The sequence below is a fragment of the Phyllobacterium sp. TAF24 genome, from assembly GCF_052113785.1.
Classification (GTDB): Bacteria; Pseudomonadota; Alphaproteobacteria; order Rhizobiales; family Rhizobiaceae; genus Phyllobacterium.
This window is the reverse complement of record NZ_JBFRDN010000010.1, coordinates 91702-109834: the sequence shown is the minus strand read 5'-3', so window position 1 is coordinate 109834 and position 18133 is coordinate 91702. Positions and strand designations below refer to the sequence as shown.

The following is an 18133-nucleotide window of genomic DNA, read 5'->3' as shown; positions in this document are numbered from 1 at the left end:
TGCGTATTTCAGGCTGTCTTGTCTGCGTTTTCATCGGCACCCGCCGCCCGTTCCCACGCGGCGGTATTTCGATGATAAGCCCAGAATGCACCGGCAATAATGATAGCGATAAGCCCGAGACCTGCCGCGCCAAGGCTGCGGATTGCAGCAATCACCGCGTAGGAAACCCACAGGAACCCATCAACCACACTGGTAATCTGCACCGCATTGGCAGGCATCTTGAAGCCGGATGATTGGGCAGCGCTGGTAAACAGCGGCGCCAGCGCATTGGCAACGTAGAAGCCGACAGCCAGCGTAAACGTGCCGACAATGACCATGCGGAAGACATTTCCCTTCAACAAGGGCGCTGTCATGGCAACGATGAAAGGAATAACCGCTAGATCAGCAAAAAGAATGACGCGATTACCCGGCAGGATGATCGACAGGATGATCGCGATGGGCACGAGGATCAGCGATGAGGAAATCGCGGCGGGATGGCCAATCAGGATTGCCGAATCGAGACCCACCAGCAACTCGCGGTCGCCTGTCCGTTTCTTGACGAAAGCCTGTGCCGCATCGGAAACCGGCAGCAGTCCCTCCATCAAAATCTTGACCATGCGCGGCAGCAGCAGCATCACCGCCGCCAGTGTCATGCCTGTTTGCAGGACCTTGCTCAGAACCACACCGAAATCCCCGGCGTTGTAATAGGCGATGACACCCAGCACGAGACCGATGATCAAGCCAAGAATCACCGGCTCGCCAAACACACCGAAACGCTTTTCAAAGGTCTCGGTGTTGATTTCGATCTTGTTGATGCCGGGAATGCGGTCGATGATCCAGTTCAGCACAATGGCAATCGGCAGGATTTGCGCCGACGCCAGATGCGGCACGGAAATGCCGGGGATGCCGTAGAATTGCTGTACCGCCTTGGCCGACCAATCGGCAAACAGCAGACACAACGCCACCATCAGCGCCGCAACAATCAGGCCGTAAACAAGACTGTCTGTGGCCGCGACGGCGAGCGAACCGATGAAGGCAAAGTGCCAGAAATTCCACACATCGACATTAAGCGTACGCGTCAGGCGCGTCAGAAGCAGCACGATGTTGACAGCGATGCCGATGGGGATGACCCACAGGCCCACCGAGGAACCAAAAGCGATGGCGGCAGCTGATGGCCAGCCCACATCAACAATGTCGCGCTGAATGCCGGTATTGGTCACAATCGCCTTGGCCACATCGCCAATCGATGTGAGCATCAGACCGAGCACAAGATTGATACCGATAAATGCCACGCCGATGGTAACAGCCGCACGGAACGCGCGCCCCACCTTGGCACCGAGCACCACAGCAATGATAAAAATCACAATCGGCAACAGGACCGTTGGTCCCATTGTATCGACGGCAGCCTTCAGGCCCGCCAGAAAACCATCCATTCCAACCTCCCAGCAGCCACATTGGACCGCGCATTCCCCCAACGCTTATGTCTGCGTCGCGCCAATGTTTGACAGGATATGCGGGAAAAACCAGCGGGTTTTCATATTATTTGACGGGAATTCACACTTGTGCGCAGCAATTTTGTGCAAATTGCCGTTTCATGGGCGGGTTAGGGCGCGGACCCGCACACGCGCGACCAAAGGCGGATTGATGCGAGTCTGTTATATCGGATCGCTCGCGAATGATCCCCATGCAGCCAATTATGTGCTAGTCTTGCGAGCGATCGAACGGGGCCCGGCAATAGGCAATGTTGGAAACTGACAAGGTGTTCGCCGGTTCAATTCCGGAAAATTACGACCGCTACATGGTGCCGTTGATTTTCGAGCCGTATGCGGCGGATATTGCACAAAGAGCGGCGTCCCTGTCGCCAAGTGCCGTTTTGGAAATCGCTGCGGGCAGCGGGGTTGTCACACGCGCATTAGCGCCAAGACTATCACCGGGCGCAAGCTATGTCGCAACCGACCTCAACCAGCCGATGATCGACTACGCCGCATCGCGACAACCTCGCGACAGCCGGATCAAATGGCGCCAAGCGGATGCTCTGGCGCTACCGTTTGAAAACGCAACCTTCGATCTCGTTTGTTGCCAGTTCGGCGCGATGTTCTTTCCTGACCGCTCATCTGGTTACCGGGAAGCAAAGCGGGTCTTGAAGCCAGGAGGACATTTTTTGTTCAACGTATGGGATCGTATCGAGGAGAACGTATTTGCGGACGATGTGACGAATGCTCTCGCAAAGATGTTTCCGAACGATCCGCCACGCTTTCTGGCACGCACGCCGCACGGCTACCACGATACGGCATTGATCCGTAGCGAGCTGGAGGACTCAGGTTTCTCCCGCGTGGTGATCGACACGAGAGCCGAACAAAGCCGTGCATCCTCGCCGCGCCTTCCCGCCATTGCCTATTGTCAGGGAACTGTTCTTCGCAACGAAATCCAGGCCAGAGACGCCGGGAAATTGGAATCTGCAACCGACTACGTCGCGTCCGTGATTGCCGATAGACATGGCAGCGGCGAGGTTGCCGCCAAGATTCAGGCACATGTAATCGTAGCTGTGGCCTAAGGTTGGGATTTCCCTTCTCGCACTTAGCGTCTTTTATCTGCGCGTCAGAATTCGGTCGCTATTGTGAATGTACTGATCCCATTCCCCGCGCATCGCCGGATAGCGATGCCGTCCACGTATTGCGTCAGCGGTCTTATGAAAAGGTTAAGGCCGGTTTGCACAAAAGACTGTCCGCAGAAGAGGTTCCACTTTAACCGGTTAGGGCGTTTCAGCGGTGGTGTCAGTGGGCCCCGACCGGCAATGTGACAACCAAAGGTCCGTTACGGGTTGCAACCACCGTATGCTCATACTGGACAGTCAAGGCGCGCGGTTCGCTGTACAATGTCCATGCGTCTTCACCACCTTCTGCAAATTCTGCACCCAATGACAGAAATGGTTCGACGGTAAATACCAATCCCTCGTTCATGAACCGGCGTTCGGAATGATCAGGCCACGTCGAAATTTCAGTCGGCTCTTCGTGCAGAGAATGGCCGACACCGTGGCTAGCCAAATTGCGCACGAGTGTATAGCCATTCTTGCGGGCAAATGTACCAATTGCATTGCCAATCCCTGCGATTGGCTTGTTTGCACCGACCTGCCGCAAGCCGGTCCACATAGCACGACGGCCGTCACGGCAAAGGCGTTCCACAACACGCGAAACAGGCGGCACGGCAAACGACGCTCCGGTGTCGGCAAAAAAACCATTCTTCTCAGCGGATACGTCAATGTTCACAAGATCGCCAGCAGCGATGCGGCGCGAGCCTGGAATACCATGAGCAATTTCTTCGTTGACGCTGATACATGTGGCTCCCGGAAATCCATAGGTGAGTTCCGGCGCAGATCGTGCCCCGGCTGCATCAAGAAGCTCCCGTCCAAGCCCATCAAGCTCGGCTGTGGTCATTCCCGGTTCCAGTGCCGCACCCATCGCCGCCAAGATATCGGCAACAATTCTTCCAATTTCCTGCAGCTTGATCAGATCGTCGTCATTGGAAATTGTCATTCTCGAACTCGCTCTCATAGGCCCATACAACGTGCCTCAAATAAGTCACTGTACCGGGACAATCAACAATCTGAATTGTATCTCGTCGGCTGATTCAACCGCCGCGCATAAAACTTTCAAGCGGGAAGATTGCGCAGGTTTCGGTGCCGTGGGCCAGCAGCTTGCCATTTGCGTCGCGCAGGAAAGCTTCCGATGTTGCCAGCGTCCGCCCGCGATGCACGAGCTTGCCCTCGCAGAACACCGGACCCGTATCGGGTGAGACAGGGCGCACGAGGTTCACCTTGAATTCGACAGTCGTATAGGCCTCGCCCGGCTTCAGCGTGGTCATGACACAGCAGGCGAGCGCCGAATCCATCAAGGTTGCAATCCAGCCACCATGAATACCGCCCATTGGATTGAGGTGTTCGCGCGCTGGAATGCCTTTGAAGACGACCCGGTTCAGCTCCACCTCATGCAGATTAAAGGTCAGCGTTTTGGCTATGGGTGGTGCGGGATATTCGCCTCGCAGCATGGCCTGCAGGATGTCGAGGCCGCTGCGTTTGGCCAGATCGGCAAGGGGCAGCGTACCAATGCCGCCGGGAAATGCGATAGTCTCTGAACTCATGGAAGCACGGACCTTTCCTCGGCCGCCGGACCCTGCCCTGCCGCCTTTGATATCGATCTTGAAACAGCGGTCAGAAACCCGTCACGCGACTCCGGCGCTTTGAGCGCCCTTGGCTCCCAGACGTGCCGGGTAAAGAAGAAACTCGTCAGGCGAAACGCATCGACAAGCTCCGTCAGCGATGCGACCCGCACCTTTGAGCTGATCATAAACGGCGGCATCACCAGAAGCTTGTCGGCCCACGGTGCGCCCGCATCGCGCGATACGGCCCGGCCTGACTTGGGCGAGACATAGGCAAGGTTTTCGGCGCTTCCCGTCGACGCGCAGCGTTTCAGATCAAGGCCAAAGCCCAGCTCCTCCAGCATCATCACCTCAAAGCGCAGGAGAAGTTCCCCCGAGATCAGCGGGTCGTCGCAATGCTCAAGGATAATGGCGAGTGTTTCAAACAGGCCCTGATGCGGATCGCGCTCCGGCAAAAGTCTCAAATGAGCGGCAGCCAGTTGCAGCGCGTAAAGCCCGACGGGCTGCTCAATCAACCGTGCGGCGGCAAAGGATACGGGTTCGATCTGCATCATGCCGAGATGTTCGTCGATACGCGCACGCCAGATCACATCCACACGGTTTCCCGCCTGCAGCAGCGGTTGCATACGGCGCGAACGTCCGCCGCGCACCAACCCCATATGGCGGCCATGCTCGCGCGTCATCAGTTCGAGGATCGCACTGGTTTCCCCGTGCCGCCTCGTCCCGAGTATGATTCCCTCGTCTCGCCATTCCATCAGGCGAGACTCGCGCTAACTGTGCGGGAATTCAAGGCCCATTTCGCGGTAACGTTCCGGGTCATTGCCCCAATTGTCACGAACCTTGACGAACAGGAACAGGTGAACCTTCTGTTCAAGGATTTCCATCAGTTCCTTGCGGGCCGCCTGACCGATGGACTTGATCGCCTGACCTTCATGGCCGAGCACAATCTTCTTCTGGCTGTCACGCTCGACATAGATCACCTGCTGGATGCGAACGGAGCCATCAGGCTTTTCTTCCCAGCTTTCAGTCTCGATGGTCGATGAATAGGGCAGTTCATTATGCAGACGCAGGAAAAGCTTCTCGCGGGTGATTTCCGCCGCCAGCATGCGCATTGGCATGTCGGAAATCTGGTCTTCCGGGTAATACCATGGGCCTTCTGGCAGATTGTCGGCCAGATATTTCAGCAAATCCTTGCAGCCATAGCCTTTGAGCGCCGAAATCATGAATGTCTTGTCGAAATTGATCTTCTCATTGGCCTTTTGAGCCAGTTCGAGAAGTTTCGGTGCTTCGATACGGTCGACCTTGTTGAGAACGAGGATGACCTTGCGCTTCTTCTCATGCAGGCTGGCAAGAATGGCTTCCGCCTCTTCGTCGATGCCCTGTTCGACATCGATCAGCACCAGAACAATATCCGCGTCCTTGGCACCACCCCAGGCGGTTGTCACCATGGCGCGGTCGAGACGGCGTTTTGGTTTGAAGATACCGGGCGTGTCGACCAGCACCATCTGGGTGCGGTCGTGAATGACAATGCCGCGCACCAGCGCCCGCGTTGTCTGCACCTTGTGGGTGACGATCGAAACCTTGCTGCCGACCAGCTGATTGACCAGCGTCGACTTGCCGGCATTGGGGGCGCCAATCAAAGCAATAAAGCCCGAACGTGTCGGGCCTTCTGGCTGTGCCGCCTCCGGTGTTAGTTCCTGATCGGTCATTTTTGTCCCTCTTCCTGCGTCTTCTGACGGACGCCTTCCCGGTAAAGCAAGGCAACGGCGGCTTCCTGCTCGGCAATACGCTTGGAGCGTCCCATGCCGGTGGCAGGCGCAAAGCCCTTCACCTCTACCTTTACCGTAAATTGTGGGTCATGGTCAGGCCCGGTGCGCTCGACCACGCTGTATAAAGGCTGGGCACCATCCTGCTGATGCGCCCATTCCTGTAGTTCTGTCTTGGGATCACGCTGCGCCGAGTTGATCTCGCGCGAACGGGCATCCCAGTAACGCTGGATGAAAGGTTGCGCCGCTTCCAGCCCGCCGTCCAGATAAATCGTTGCAATCAGCGATTCCACCACATCGGCACGCAGGCTTTTCAGCCTTTTGTCAGCCAGTCCCTTCACATCGGAACCGGTGCGGATAAACTCATGCAGGCCGATTTCATCAGCCACATCTGCACATGTATCGGCGTTGACGAGCGAGTTCAAACGAAGCGAAAGCTCGCCTTCGCTGGCCGTCGGATAGGCGCGAAACAGCATTTCTGCAATGACTAGCCCAAGGACGCGATCACCCAGAAATTCGAGCCGCTCATAATCCGATCCAACCGATTGGCGGGCGCTGGCATGGGTCAGCGCGCGCTCAAGGCGGCTAAGATCGCGAAATGTGTGGCTCGTCTGCTCCTCCAGCCTGCGAACGGCGTCTGCGGACAGGTTCATAGGCGGCTCATTGGCTCTTTGGGGTGAAGGAGGTTCCATTCACGCTGCGCAGCAACCGGTCGAAGCGCATTTCCGTCGGCCAGCGCCAGATTTCCAGCGGGCTTGCCTTGTCAGCAATGGAGAAGAAAATAATGTTGGCACGACCGATGAAATTCTCCAGCGGCACGGTTCCCAGCTCAAAACGGCTATCGGCGGAATTGTCCCGGTTGTCGCCCATCATGAAAAACTGACCTGCCGGAACAGTGAACTCCCGGGTATTGTCGCCAAGACCGTTCGGGATCAGATCAAGCGTATCATAGGTGACGCCGTTTGGCAGTGTTTCGCGATAAACATCAATCGGAAAAGGCTTTTCAGTCACATCAGGATTGTTGATCTGGCCAACTTTGACACGCGGTACCGCAACGCCATTGATATAAACAACGCCCTCACGCACCTGCACCTTATCGCCGGGCAAGCCAATCACGCGCTTGATGTAGTCAATCGACGTATCAGCAGGCGTGCGGAAAACGGCCACATCGCCGCGCAGCGGTTCGCTGCCCCAGATGCGGCCCGAAAACAGGTTGGGCGACAGCGGAATTGAATATTTCGAAAAGCCATAGGAGAATTTCGAGACGAAGAGATAATCGCCCTCAAGCAAAGTCGGGCGCATCGAGCCGGACGGAATGTTGAACGGCTGAATCAGCACAGTCCGGATAACCAGAGCGAGCAGCAGAGCCTGCACGATAACGCTGATCGTCTCACCAAGACCACCAGATTTTTTCACAACAGATTTGTCGCTCACGCTCGTCATATCTCCAAATTTGTAACGTGCCCCCTCTTAACCGCTGAATTGGCAGGGGGCAATGCCGCTTGGTCAAGCTCAATGACGTTTGAATACGGCTATTGTTCGATTTTCAACGCTTCAATAATCACGAATGCTTGTGCAAGAGGAAAATCATCGGTGATGGTCACATGGATTTTTGCCGTATGGCCAGCGGGGAGAATCGCATCGAGACGCTTGGCTGCACCATTGGTGAGACGCATCGTCGGCGCACCGCTGGGCAGGTTCACAACACCCATATCACGCCAGAAAACGCCATGAGAAAGACCTGTACCAAGCGCCTTGGCGCAGGCTTCCTTGGCGGCAAAGCGCTTGGCATAGGATGCCGCACGCTGTTTACGCCGCTCGGATTTGGCCTGCTCGACGGATGTGTACACCCGGTTGATGAAACGCTCGCCATGCCGTTCCAATGTCTTTTCGATGCGCCGTATATCGATCAGGTCACTGCCGATCCCGATGATCATGACGGTTCAGCGACCTTTTCCATGCGAAACCCGGCCTTGCGGCGATTCTGAAAGCTCGCAACGATCCAGCGGGTCGGGAAATAGACAATGAGGGCGGCAATCAATCCCAAGGGAACTGCGCCAATCAGCATGGGTTTGACAATTGGTCCCCACAACTCAACGAAATCCAGATGCCGCAGCATATGGCCGAGATGATGCGGGAAAGGTTCGTCGCTCGGACCGCCACTCAGGATAAAACGCCCAACTTCCAGCGTCGCGCCCCAGATGACAGGCAGAAAGAGCGGATTGCCGAGCGTCGTGCCGAGAATAGCGGCGGCTATATTGCCGCCAATGATCCAGGCAATGGCCAGCGCCACAGCAATATGCACGCCAAGAATGGGAATGAATGAGGAAAAAATACCCGCTGCAAGACCTGCCGCAATGGCGTGGGGCGTCGCCCGCAGCCGCAGCACGCGCTTGCCAAAATAGCGCAGGGAGCGGCCAACGGAGCGGCGTGGCCACAGCGCAATACGCATCCGTTCACGGAAGCCCGGTTTGATACGCCGTTTGAAAAGCATTGGTATTCAGGTTCCTCGGTGCCGGAGCCAGCGAGTGTGCAACTGTCTCAGGCGCTGTCTTCTTATGGTTAATCAGATATTACGACTACCGGGCTTAACGGGCGGAATTGCGGCAAGCTCGGGTGGTAATTGATCCGCAGGATAGGCCGGTACTTCATATTCCGCCAGTGCGATCAACGGCACGCCGACATTTGTTTTTCCGGCAGAGCGATCGATGATGCAGGCAGCGGCCAGAACATCGGCCCCCAGTTCCTGCAAGGTGGTGACAGTCTCGCGGATCGACAAGCCCGTCGAGACAATATCTTCGACAATCACAACGCGGGCACCCTTGGCGATCTCGAAGCGGCGCAGCCGGAACACCCCATTTTCCCGTTCGACCCAGATGGCGGGAACGCCGAGGTGGCGTGACGTCTCGTAAGCCGGAATAATGCCGCCAATCGCCGGCCCAACCACATAATCGATCTGGCCAAGACCAGCATCCCTGATCTTGTCGGCAAGAGCCCGGCAGACACGCTCGGTCTTGTCAGCATGCATGAACACGCGGGCCTTTTGCAGGAATGTCGGGCTGCGCAAGCCCGATGTCAGGATAAAATGCCCTTCGAGCACTGCCCCTGCTTCGCGAAATACCTGAAGAACTTCATCCGTGTTCATATGTACCCTCTATCCGTTCACGCGCTGCGCATCACTGACGCATTTGCTTTCCTTGAGTTTCGACAGAATCCGATTGAGATGTTTCAGATCCCAGACCTCCAGATCTACGATCATCTGCGTAAAGTCAGGCGCCGTGCGGACCATGGAGAGATTATGAATATTGGTTTCGTTCGCCGCAATGATTTCGGCGATCTCCGCCAGTGATCCCGGTGCATTGATCGCAGAAATATTGATCCGCGCCGGAAACCGGTCCCGCCTGCTCTCGTCAATATCCCAGCGCACATCGATCCAGCGTTCCGGCTGATCATCATAGGCCATGAGCGCGGACGACTGGATCGGGTAGATCGTCATGCCCGAGCCCGGCTGCAGAATACCGACAATGCGGTCGCCGGGCACCGCACCCTCAGGCGAGAAATGCACGGGCATATCAGGGCTGGCACCACGGATCGGCAGGGCGTGCGGGCCGCCTGGCTCCCAGCCTGTCGTGCCTTCGCTGCCTTCGGGTATCTTGAAAATCATGCCCGATGTATTGCGGAAATTGACCCAGCCTTCCTCGCGCTCGGTTGGTGTCGGCTTGGGCTTTGAATCCTGATATTCAGGATAAACCGCCTTCATGACATCGGAGGATGGCAATTCACCACGACCAACAGCCGCCAGAACATCATCGATTTCCTTGCGTGCCAGACGCGGCAGGCCCTTCTTCAACTCATCGCGCGAATAGACCTTACCCGCCCGTTCAAACGCCCGTTCAAGAATCTGCGTGCCAAGGCCGGAATATTGTTTGCGCACGGCAATGCGCGTTGCACGCCTGATAGCAGCCCGCGCCTTGCCCGTAACGACGACGGATTCCCATGCGGCTGGCGGCGTCTGCGCCTTGGAACGGATGATTTCCACTTCATCGCCATTATGCAGCTCGGTCATCAGCGGCATGATGCGGCCATTGACCTTGGCGCCAACGCAGCTGTCGCCGATGTTGGTGTGCACCGCATAGGCAAAATCAATTGGCGTCGCGCCGCGCGGCAAAGCAATAAGACGGCCCTTCGGCGTGAAACAAAAAACCTGATCCTGAAACAGTTCGAGCTTGGTATGTTCGAGAAATTCTTCCGGATTGTCGCCTTCCGCCAGCGCCTCGATGGTCTGCCGCAGCCATGCATAGGCATTGGTCTCAGTCGAAATCACATGCGGATTCTGGGCACTGCCACGATCCTTGTAGATCGAATGGGCAGCCACACCATATTCGGCAATATCATTCATCTCGCGCGTGCGGATCTGCAGTTCGACACGCTGGCGCGACGGCCCGACAATGGTCGTGTGGATTGACCGATAATCGTTCTGTTTGGGCGTCGAGATGTAATCCTTGAAGCGCCCCGGAACCATCGACCACGTCGTATGGATGATCCCAAGCGCATTGTAGCAATCGCCAACCGTATCAACGACGACGCGGAAGCCGAAAATGTCCGAGAGCTGTTCGAAGGACAGGCCCTTGCTTTCCATCTTGCGGAAGACCGACCATGCCTTCTTCTGGCGGCTTTTGACACTGGCCTTGATGCCGTGCTTTTCGAACAGGCTGGAAAGATCGGCCTCGATCTGCGCCAGCGTGCTACGGTTTTTCTCCATCAACTCGGCGAGCCGATTGGTCACCGCATTGAAGGCTTCCGGATTGATATAGCGGAAAGCCAGCTGTTCCAGCTCTTCGCGCATGTCCTGCATACCCATGCGGCCCGCAAGCGGCGCATAGATATCCATGGTTTCTTCCGAGATGCGCAGGCGCTTGTCCGGCGGCACATGATGCAGTGTGCGCATATTGTGCAGGCGGTCAGCAAGCTTGACGAGCAACACGCGTACATCGTCGGAAATCGCCAGCAGCAGTTTGCGCAGATTTTCCGCCTGAACCGCTTTCTTGGAGACAAGATCAAGCTTTTTCAGCTTGGTCAGCCCCTCGACCAGCTTGCCGATATCGGGGCCGAACAGCGTATCGATTTCCTGCCGCGTCGCTGACGTGTCCTCGATTGTGTCATGCAGCAATGCGATGGCAATCGTCGCCTCATCCAGATGCATGTCGGTGAGGATTGCGGCAACTTCGAGCGGATGGGAAAAATAAGGATCGCCCGATGCGCGCTTCTGATGCCCATGCTTCTGCATGGCATAAACATAGGCTTTGTTGAGCAGCGCCTCATTGACGTCAGGCTTGTAACGCTGAACACGCTCGACAAGCTCATACTGACGCATCATGGACGGTAGCCTCCAAACTCAAAACTCTAAATTATCAAGCGATATATGGTAATTGCGTTACCAAGACGCAAAAATAATGCGCCGCAGAAAGACTGCGACGCATCAAGATAGCCTGAACTGGCAATCGGTCGCGCTTCAAGCGCGACATTTGATTAATAATCGTCGCTTTTTTCCGGAGCTACCAAGCCCTCGATACCGGCCAGCAATTCTTCTTCCGACATGCTGTCGAAGGAAACATTGTCGTCTGCATCCGCTTCGATAATCTCGCCCCCTTCGCTGTCACCTGATGTGACCTGCGCAACAACGGCAACGGCTTCCGGTTCGTCCACTTCCACATGCTTCTGCAGCGAGTGGATGAGGTCTTCCTTCAGATCGCCCGGTGACAAGGTTTCGTCGGCGATTTCACGCAGCGCAACAACCGGGTTCTTATCATTGTCGCGATCGATGGTGATCGCTGCACCCTGCGAAATCAGGCGCGCGCGGTGACTGGCGAGCAAAACCAGTTCGAACCGGTTTTCGACCTTGTCAACGCAATCTTCAACAGTGACGCGGGCCATGAACTGCCCCTTTCATTTTTAACTGAATTAGCGGATTAAGCCGGACATAACGCGGTTGCGCAGAAAAAACAAGCAAAAGCCGTCGAGCTATTGCATAACATCTGTTGAGCGACCAAAAAATGATCACCATATATTGAGCACATCTGTCCAAATTTCGGACAAATTTTCCGGCGAGGTATTGGCTTTTAGCCGAACCCGACGTAGTAAATATGCTACTTACGTATAAGATCAGATCGAGCTGTATTACTGCCAAGCTGATTTGAAATTGAAGCTCACCTTTTTGAAATGGAACATTATTATGTTTGATCCACGTGAAAAGATCGTCTTGTTTATCGATGGTGCAAATCTCTACGCAGCCTCAAAGGTACTGGGATTTGATATTGATTATCGCAAGCTTCTTACAGCTTTTCAGAAGAGAGGTTATTTGCTTCGCGCGTATTACTACACTGCGCTTGTTGAAGATCAAGAATACTCCTCCATTCGTCCTTTGATCGATTGGCTCGACTATAACGGGTACAAGGTCGTTACCAAGCCTGCGAAGGAATTCACTGATTCTGCCGGCCGTCGTAAGATCAAGGGCAATATGGACATCGAACTTGCTGTCGACGCCATGCAGTTGACCGATACCGTCGACCATTTTGTTATCTTCTCCGGCGATGGCGATTTCCGCTCGCTGGTGGAAGCCTTGCAGCGCAAGGGCCGCAAGGTCAGTGTTGTCTCGACCCTTTCGACCCAGCCGCCGATGATATCGGATGAGTTGCGCCGTCAGGCTGATCATTTCATCGACCTGACATCGTTGCGCACGGAAATCGGCCGCGAGCCGTCGGAGCGGGCACCGCGCCGTGTCGAAGAAGAACAAGTCGACTATTGATATTTGCTGAAAGACGTGGAGATGCCGCATGGAAAACCGTGCGGCATTGTGCTTTCTAGCGCCCTATGACCGTAGAACCCTCCCCCGATTGCCCGATCTGTCCTCGCCTGCATGATTTCATCGCCGGATGGCGTGTGAAAGAACCGACCTGGCACAATGCCCCGGTTCCAGCGTTCCTCCCGGCTGGCGGCATTGAATCCGTACAGCTGCTTATTGTCGGATTAGCGCCCGGCTTACGCGGAGCCAACCGGACGGGCCGCCCATTTACCGGAGACTATGCCGGCGATTTGCTCTACGGCACATTGTCCGAGTTCGGCTTTTCCCGCGGCACGTTTGCCGCGCGCCCGGATGATGGCCTGGAACTGCTCAATACATCGATCGTCAATGCTGTGCGCTGTGTTCCGCCCGAGAACAAGCCTGTTGGCGCTGAAATCAACAATTGCCGCCGGTTCTTGACGCCGTCGATCCAGCAATTCCAAAATTTGCGTGCCATCGTCACTCTCGGCACCATCGCGCACCAATCCACCGTGCGTGCGCTAAAGCAACCGGTTGCCAAGTTTCCGTTCAGTCATGGCGGGCAGTCGGATATCGGCAATATCAGGATTTTTTCCAGCTATCACTGCTCGCGCTACAACACCAACACAGGGCGATTGACTGAACCCATGTTCAAGAGCGTGTTTGCCGCGGTGCGGACGTATTTGGATGAGGTGGTGTAGAATAAGGGGCAAGCTCACCATGAGGGAGATGGGTGGATTGCACAACCATTGTCGCGCCCTTCGACAGGCTCAGGATGAGGGAGAATGTTGGCTGCAATGCTAATCGCCAACCGGTGCAGAATAGAGCACCTTGCAACCCTCCGTCTCCCTCATGGTTGTTATGTCGAACCACGACCCATGTTACTGCAACCACCTCTTTTCAAAATAAATCATACCAACTTATCCAACACCATCCCACATGGCTTATTCTGATGGTGTCCTTTCCGGCGGGAATGCTCCGGAAACTTTCTGAAGTCAGGAAAGGATCGGTGATTTCGTCTGCGGGGAGAACCCAACCGCAGGGGAAGCGGTTTTATCTCAGAAGGGTAAAACCAGTCATCGAGACGGGTGATCCGGTTATTTTCTTGGCTCAAACAGGAAAATCTCCGGGGAACGCACCAACTACACTACCAATAAAGACACCCGCGTTCCCTTTTGGATCGCCCGTCTTTCCCACCTTTTCAATAGCCAGACGCAAAAGCGAGTGTGGTGATGGGGAAGCTTGTTCCGCAACTGCAATGTTGGTGGATGTATCACCCCCCTCTGTCCTGTCGGACATCTCCCCCACAAGGGGGGAGATCACATTGACATGAACGCCTTTGCACAATCGAAAACGTTTCAAATTGTGCAAAGGCGGTACTGACAGCTGATCTCCCCCCTTGTGGGGGAGATGCCCGACAGGGCAGAGGGGGTGAGCGCCGACGGTTCGTGGTGCGTGGTTCGACAGGCTCACCATGAGGGAGAGTGAGGATTGCAGGGAGCCAAGTTCTGCAACGCCGGTGATCAGCGTTACATCACCCATCTCCCTCATGGTGAGCTTGTCGAACCACGAACCGCAACTGCAACGTTGGTGAGCGCCACCACAACGGCCCTGCAAATCAAACGTACCTCACAACCAGAATAATCAACCGCGATCGCGTAGCAGGCGGGATTTTTCGCGGTTCCAGTCGCGTTGCTTTTCCGTCTCGCGCTTGTCGTGCAGCTTCTTGCCGCGTGCGACCGCGAGTTCAAGCTTGGCCCTGCCCTGATCGTTGAAATAGAGCTTCAATGGCACGACCGTCATGCCTTCACGATCAACCGACTGTGCCAGCCGCGCCATTTCGCGCTTGCTGACCAGCAGCTTGCGGTGGCGGCGCGGGGCGTGGTTGAAGCGGTTGGCCTGCAGATATTCGGGGATATAGGAATTGATCAGCCAGAATTCGCCATTCTCAAGGCTGGCATAGCTTTCCGCAATATTCGACTGGTTGTTGCGCAGGGATTTCACCTCGGTGCCCTGCAGCACAATGCCAGCCTCCATCGTGTCGAGAATCTCGAAATTGAAGCGCGCTCTGCGGTTCTCAGCAATGATCTTGTTAACCGTTATGGGTTTTTTGGCAGCTTTGGGCTTATTCATGAGGTTTATATAGTACTTTCCAACTGAATTATCAGTTGATCAGCCCCGCATGTTTCATCGCCTGATCAATGCGTTCGGCGGTTGCCGCTTCAATCGGGACGAGCGGGGAACGCAGCGAATTGTTCATCTTGCCGAGCTTGGCAAGCGCATATTTCGGGCCGGTTGGATTTGGCTCGATAAAGAGTGCCTTGTGCAACGGCATCAGGCGATCCTGAATGGCCAGTGCAGCCGGATAATCACCCCGAAGGGTCGCTGCCTGGAATTCAGCGCAAAGGCGCGGAGCGATATTCGAGGTTACGGAAATGCAGCCAACGCCGCCATGGGCGTTAAAGCCGAGCGCTGTCGCGTCTTCACCGGATAGTTGAATGAAATCCAGCCCGCAGGTGATGCGCTGCTCTGAGACGCGTTCGATCTTGCCGGTCGCATCCTTGACGCCAGCAATATTCTTGAAGTCGTGCGCCAGCTGGCCCATCGTCTCCGGGGTCATGTCGATAACAGAGCGGCCCGGAATATTATAAATGATGATCGGCAGCGAGACAGATTCGGCCACTGCCTTGTAATGGGCATAGAGACCACGCTGGTTCGGCTTGTTGTAATAGGGCGTCACAACCAGAATGGCATCGGCGCCCGCCTTTTCCGCGTGCTGAGCCAGTTCAATGGCTTCACGGGTGTTGTTGGACCCTGCACCGGCAATAACAGGAACCTTGCCCTTGGCTTCCTCGACGCAAACCTCAACCACGCGCTTATGTTCGGCATGGGACAGTGTTGGCGATTCGCCCGTCGTACCGACAGGAACGAAACCATTGGTGCCTTCAGCAATCTGCCAGCCGAGAAATGCACGAAAGGCTTTCTCGTCAAACGAACCGTTTTGGTCGAATGGCGTGACGAGAGCGGTGATTGAGCCTTTCAGCATGGTGAACTCCAAGAAAACAAGATTAGGTTCATGGCAGAACCGATATGGTACTGACCATAAGGTGGCGCACCATAGTCGTGCAACCTTCGCCGGGCAAGATGATTTCCTTGATGAAAAACAGCAAAGCAATTGATGGTTTCGTCAAAAGCAACGGATCGTGATAACCTTTCGTTAAGAGTGCCTTCACACGTCCGCCATTATTATCTGATCCAACAGTTCTGGGTCCGGGACTGCGATGCGACCCCTTTCGAATAAACTGGTTGTCTGAATGCTGAGAACTTCTGTTTTGCGTCATGTTCTTCTTGCGTCATCGCTGCTTGTGACGACGGCTTCGCTTGCGCAAAATTCAAYACCGCCCGTACCAGCACTCAATCCCTTTGCACCAACACAGACGCGCAGCAGCCCGGCGGCACAGATTCTGGCAAAGCCAGATCCGGTCACAACCGCAGGGATCGCCCAGCCATCAAGTCCCACAGCCATTGCCGGCAGCCTTAAAACCGGTCTGGACGCCCTTTCCAGCGGGGATGTGCAGCAGGCGCTGGGCATTCGCAACGGCCTGCCTGTCAATGCGCTGGACCGGCATATTCTGACATGGGCCATTGGCCTGTCGAATGCACCGGGTATTCCCAGCTCCGAAATTGCCCATGCCGCCGCTGAACTGCCGGGCTGGCCGGGAATGGCGACCTTCCGCAATAATTCGGAACGGGCGCTCTATAAGGAGAATCCGGCTCCAGCCACCGTTATCAGCGCCTTTGGCGGCACACCGCCGCAAACGGCAGAGGGCACAATCATCCTCGCCCGCGCTTTCGTCGCGACTGGAAACACAGCCCGCGCCCGGCAGGTTCTCGGTCCCTTCTGGCGTACCAAGAAGCTCGACGACACACAGGAAGCGATGATTCTGAAGGAATTCGCGCAGGTTATTCCGCGCGAGGACCATCTGATGCGCATGCTGACCATGCTTTATGAGGGCAAGGCGAAATCTGCCGGACGCGTTGCCCAGCTTGCCAATGCCGAGCCGCTTTACAGCGCTTTTGCAGCCGTTTTGCAGAAGTCGCCTGATGCAGCCAAGAAGCTCGCCGATATCAATGGCTCCATGCAGTCCAACCCGGCCTATATCTTTGCCAAGGCGCAATATCTGCGCCGTCAGGAGCGTTTCAAGGAAGCCGCTGATGTGTTGGCCACCGCACCGCGCGATGCGGCATCGCTGATTGATCCGGATGCATGGTGGGTGGAGCGGCGCGTGCTTTCGCGTGAACTCCTCGATATTGGCGATGCCAAACGCGCCTATACGATCGCAGCCATGCACAGTGCCGAAACGCCTTCCGTCGCGGCCGAAGCCGAGTTTCATGCGGGCTGGTACGCCCTGCGTGCGCTGAAAGACCCGCAAACGGCCCAGCGCCATTTTGCCCGTATTGCGGAAATTTCGTCGCGCCCCATGTCGGCCTCACGCGCCTATTACTGGCTTGGCCGCTCCGCCGAAGCTGGCGCTGGCGGCAATGCCAAAGACTATTACAGCCGCGCGGCACGCTATGGCACCACATTCTACGGCCAGTTGGCGGCGGCGAAGCTTGGGCAATCGAGCCTGCAACTTCCCTATCCGCGTCCTTCCGATGCCGACCGCGCCCGCTTTGCCCAGCGCGAAGCGGTGCGTGCTATCCAGCGGCTGGAAGATACGGGCTATGACCAGCGCGCCGCCATGCTCTACACCAGCCTCAGCCAGGAACTCGATAGTCCCGGCGAACTTGCGCTGCTGGCTGTCATGGCAGAGCGCAAGAGCAATCACTTTGTTGCACTGCGTGTGGGCAAGACAGCGGCCCAGCGCGGTATCGATGTCGGCGCCCTCTCGCACCCTATCGGCGCCATTCCCACCAATGCCAATATTTCCGGCTCCGGTGCCGCCCTCGCCTATGCGATTGCCCGGCAGGAGAGCGAATTCAATGCCGGTGCGGTTTCCAGCGCTGGTGCGCGCGGCCTGTTGCAATTGCTGCCGGGCACCGCAAAAGAGGTGGCCAAGCGCGCGGGTATCTCCTATTCGAAAGACCGGCTGACCGGTGATGCAGCCTATAACGCAACGCTGGGTGCACGCTTTCTGGGCGAGCAGATCGCCAAATTCGATGGCTCCTATGTCCTGACGTTTGCCGGTTACAATGCCGGACCCAGCCGTGCCAATGAATGGGTTTCACGCTATGGCGATCCGCGCGGCAAATCCGTCGACGAGGTGGTCGACTGGATCGAGCGCATTCCTTACACCGAGACACGCAATTACGTGCAACGCGTGATGGAAAACTACGAAGTGTACAAATCCCGGCTGTACGGCAAGGCTCAGATCGAGAGCGATCTGACCGCCGGACGGCTGCAACGCTAAGA

The 18133-nt window shown here is 56.1% G+C and carries 19 protein-coding genes; 4 read left to right on the top strand and 15 right to left on the bottom strand.

Features of this window, described 5'->3' with window-relative positions; translation table 11 throughout:
* Positions 1–8: 8 nt before the first annotated feature.
* The gene (locus AB4Y96_RS11145) at positions 9–1412 is read right to left on the bottom strand and encodes a PTS galactitol transporter subunit IIC (RefSeq protein WP_441917339.1); all 1404 of its coding nucleotides are present in this window, start codon (positions 1410–1412) and stop codon (positions 9–11) included.
* A 308-nt stretch (positions 1413–1720) separates the two neighbouring features.
* Between AB4Y96_RS11145 and AB4Y96_RS11140 the strand changes: the two genes are divergently transcribed.
* The gene (locus AB4Y96_RS11140) at positions 1721–2533 is read left to right on the top strand and encodes a class I SAM-dependent methyltransferase (protein ID WP_441917338.1); all 813 of its coding nucleotides are present in this window, start codon (positions 1721–1723) and stop codon (positions 2531–2533) included.
* Between the two features lie 220 nt (positions 2534–2753).
* Here AB4Y96_RS11140 and map read toward each other — a convergent pair whose 3' ends face one another.
* From map to rpoZ, 11 genes are all read right to left on the bottom strand, one after another.
* Complete coding sequence (map, locus tag AB4Y96_RS11135) at positions 2754–3512, bottom strand: type I methionyl aminopeptidase (RefSeq protein ID WP_441917336.1); 759 nt, start codon at positions 3510–3512, stop codon at positions 2754–2756.
* A gap of 94 nt (positions 3513–3606) precedes the next feature.
* Entirely contained in the window at positions 3607–4116 is a 510-nt protein-coding gene (locus AB4Y96_RS11130) for a PaaI family thioesterase (protein WP_441917334.1), read from the bottom strand.
* Entirely contained in the window at positions 4113–4889 is a 777-nt protein-coding gene (gene recO / locus AB4Y96_RS11125) for a DNA repair protein RecO (RefSeq protein ID WP_441917332.1), read from the bottom strand. Before recO ends, AB4Y96_RS11130 begins: the two co-directional genes overlap by 4 nt.
* A 15-nt stretch (positions 4890–4904) precedes the next feature.
* Complete coding sequence (gene era, locus AB4Y96_RS11120) at positions 4905–5843, bottom strand: GTPase Era (protein WP_441917330.1); 939 nt, start codon at positions 5841–5843, stop codon at positions 4905–4907.
* Positions 5840–6553, bottom strand: coding sequence for a ribonuclease III (rnc, locus tag AB4Y96_RS11115; protein WP_091880427.1), 714 nt, complete (start codon positions 6551–6553; stop codon positions 5840–5842). The genes era and rnc overlap by 4 nt, the downstream gene beginning before the upstream one ends.
* A 7-nt stretch (positions 6554–6560) precedes the next feature.
* Positions 6561–7343 (bottom strand): signal peptidase I, encoded by a 783-nt coding sequence (gene lepB / locus AB4Y96_RS11110; RefSeq protein ID WP_091880429.1) that lies wholly within the window; start codon positions 7341–7343, stop codon positions 6561–6563.
* A gap of 89 nt (positions 7344–7432) precedes the next feature.
* Positions 7433–7837, bottom strand: coding sequence for a holo-ACP synthase (gene acpS / locus AB4Y96_RS11105; RefSeq protein ID WP_441917327.1), 405 nt, complete (start codon positions 7835–7837; stop codon positions 7433–7435).
* Positions 7834–8394: a DUF2062 domain-containing protein gene (locus tag AB4Y96_RS11100; protein WP_091880432.1), complete on the bottom strand. Its 561-nt coding sequence runs from the start codon at positions 8392–8394 to the stop codon at positions 7834–7836. Before AB4Y96_RS11100 ends, acpS begins: the two co-directional genes overlap by 4 nt.
* Positions 8395–8466: 72 nt before the next feature.
* Positions 8467–9045, bottom strand: coding sequence for an orotate phosphoribosyltransferase (gene pyrE / locus AB4Y96_RS11095; protein ID WP_441917325.1), 579 nt, complete (start codon positions 9043–9045; stop codon positions 8467–8469).
* Between the two features lie 9 nt (positions 9046–9054).
* Positions 9055–11277, bottom strand: a complete 2223-nt coding sequence (locus tag AB4Y96_RS11090; protein ID WP_091880435.1) for a RelA/SpoT family protein — start codon at positions 11275–11277, stop codon at positions 9055–9057.
* A gap of 152 nt (positions 11278–11429) precedes the next feature.
* Positions 11430–11834, bottom strand: a complete 405-nt coding sequence (gene rpoZ / locus AB4Y96_RS11085) for a DNA-directed RNA polymerase subunit omega (RefSeq protein WP_091880436.1) — start codon at positions 11832–11834, stop codon at positions 11430–11432.
* 298 nt (positions 11835–12132) lie between these two features.
* On the opposite strand from rpoZ, the gene AB4Y96_RS11080 reads away from it, so the two are divergent.
* Both AB4Y96_RS11080 and AB4Y96_RS11075 read left to right on the top strand, forming a co-directional pair.
* Positions 12133–12705, top strand: a complete 573-nt coding sequence (locus AB4Y96_RS11080; protein ID WP_091880438.1) for a LabA-like NYN domain-containing protein — start codon at positions 12133–12135, stop codon at positions 12703–12705.
* Between the two features lie 65 nt (positions 12706–12770).
* Positions 12771–13421 carry a uracil-DNA glycosylase gene (locus AB4Y96_RS11075; RefSeq protein WP_091880439.1) on the top strand — a complete coding sequence of 217 codons (651 nt, stop codon included), beginning with the start codon at positions 12771–12773 and terminating at the stop codon, positions 13419–13421.
* Positions 13422–13830: 409 nt separating this feature from the next.
* On the opposite strand, the gene AB4Y96_RS11070 is transcribed toward AB4Y96_RS11075, so the two are convergent.
* The 3 genes from AB4Y96_RS11070 to dapA all read right to left on the bottom strand — a co-directional run bounded on the left by AB4Y96_RS11070 (position 13831) and on the right by dapA (position 15766).
* Positions 13831–14262 (bottom strand): hypothetical protein, encoded by a 432-nt coding sequence (locus AB4Y96_RS11070; RefSeq protein WP_441917322.1) that lies wholly within the window; start codon positions 14260–14262, stop codon positions 13831–13833.
* Positions 14263–14364: 102 nt separating this feature from the next.
* Positions 14365–14853, bottom strand: coding sequence for an SsrA-binding protein SmpB (gene smpB / locus AB4Y96_RS11065; RefSeq protein ID WP_091880441.1), 489 nt, complete (start codon positions 14851–14853; stop codon positions 14365–14367).
* Between the two features lie 31 nt (positions 14854–14884).
* Positions 14885–15766 (bottom strand): 4-hydroxy-tetrahydrodipicolinate synthase, encoded by an 882-nt coding sequence (gene dapA, locus AB4Y96_RS11060; RefSeq protein ID WP_091880442.1) that lies wholly within the window; start codon positions 15764–15766, stop codon positions 14885–14887.
* Positions 15767–16034: 268 nt separating this feature from the next.
* On the opposite strand from dapA, the gene AB4Y96_RS11055 reads away from it, so the two are divergent.
* On the top strand, positions 16035–18131 hold the full coding sequence (locus AB4Y96_RS11055) for a transglycosylase SLT domain-containing protein (RefSeq protein WP_441917320.1): 2097 nt from the start codon (positions 16035–16037) through the stop codon (positions 18129–18131).
* Positions 18132–18133 lie beyond the last annotated feature (2 nt).

Coding starts and splice junctions, on each gene's coding strand:
- dapA (WP_091880442.1), bottom strand. CDS start 15,766: ATGCTGAAAGGCTCAATCACCGCTCTCGTCACGCCATTCGACCAAAAC.
- AB4Y96_RS11145 (WP_441917339.1), bottom strand. CDS start 1,412: ATGGATGGTTTTCTGGCGGGCCTGAAGGCTGCCGTCGATACAATGGGA.
- AB4Y96_RS11140 (WP_441917338.1), top strand. CDS start 1,721: ATGTTGGAAACTGACAAGGTGTTCGCCGGTTCAATTCCGGAAAATTAC.
- lepB (WP_091880429.1), bottom strand. CDS start 7,343: ATGACGAGCGTGAGCGACAAATCTGTTGTGAAAAAATCTGGTGGTCTT.
- AB4Y96_RS11080 (WP_091880438.1), top strand. CDS start 12,133: ATGTTTGATCCACGTGAAAAGATCGTCTTGTTTATCGATGGTGCAAAT.
- rpoZ (WP_091880436.1), bottom strand. CDS start 11,834: ATGGCCCGCGTCACTGTTGAAGATTGCGTTGACAAGGTCGAAAACCGG.
- AB4Y96_RS11130 (WP_441917334.1), bottom strand. CDS start 4,116: ATGAGTTCAGAGACTATCGCATTTCCCGGCGGCATTGGTACGCTGCCC.
- AB4Y96_RS11070 (WP_441917322.1), bottom strand. CDS start 14,262: ATGGGTGATGTAACGCTGATCACCGGCGTTGCAGAACTTGGCTCCCTG.
- recO (WP_441917332.1), bottom strand. CDS start 4,889: ATGGAATGGCGAGACGAGGGAATCATACTCGGGACGAGGCGGCACGGG.
- map (WP_441917336.1), bottom strand. CDS start 3,512: ATGACAATTTCCAATGACGACGATCTGATCAAGCTGCAGGAAATTGGA.
- AB4Y96_RS11100 (WP_091880432.1), bottom strand. CDS start 8,394: ATGCTTTTCAAACGGCGTATCAAACCGGGCTTCCGTGAACGGATGCGT.
- era (WP_441917330.1), bottom strand. CDS start 5,843: ATGACCGATCAGGAACTAACACCGGAGGCGGCACAGCCAGAAGGCCCG.
- pyrE (WP_441917325.1), bottom strand. CDS start 9,045: ATGAACACGGATGAAGTTCTTCAGGTATTTCGCGAAGCAGGGGCAGTG.
- AB4Y96_RS11090 (WP_091880435.1), bottom strand. CDS start 11,277: ATGATGCGTCAGTATGAGCTTGTCGAGCGTGTTCAGCGTTACAAGCCT.
- smpB (WP_091880441.1), bottom strand. CDS start 14,853: ATGAATAAGCCCAAAGCTGCCAAAAAACCCATAACGGTTAACAAGATC.
- rnc (WP_091880427.1), bottom strand. CDS start 6,553: ATGAACCTGTCCGCAGACGCCGTTCGCAGGCTGGAGGAGCAGACGAGC.
- AB4Y96_RS11075 (WP_091880439.1), top strand. CDS start 12,771: ATGACCGTAGAACCCTCCCCCGATTGCCCGATCTGTCCTCGCCTGCAT.
- acpS (WP_441917327.1), bottom strand. CDS start 7,837: ATGATCATCGGGATCGGCAGTGACCTGATCGATATACGGCGCATCGAA.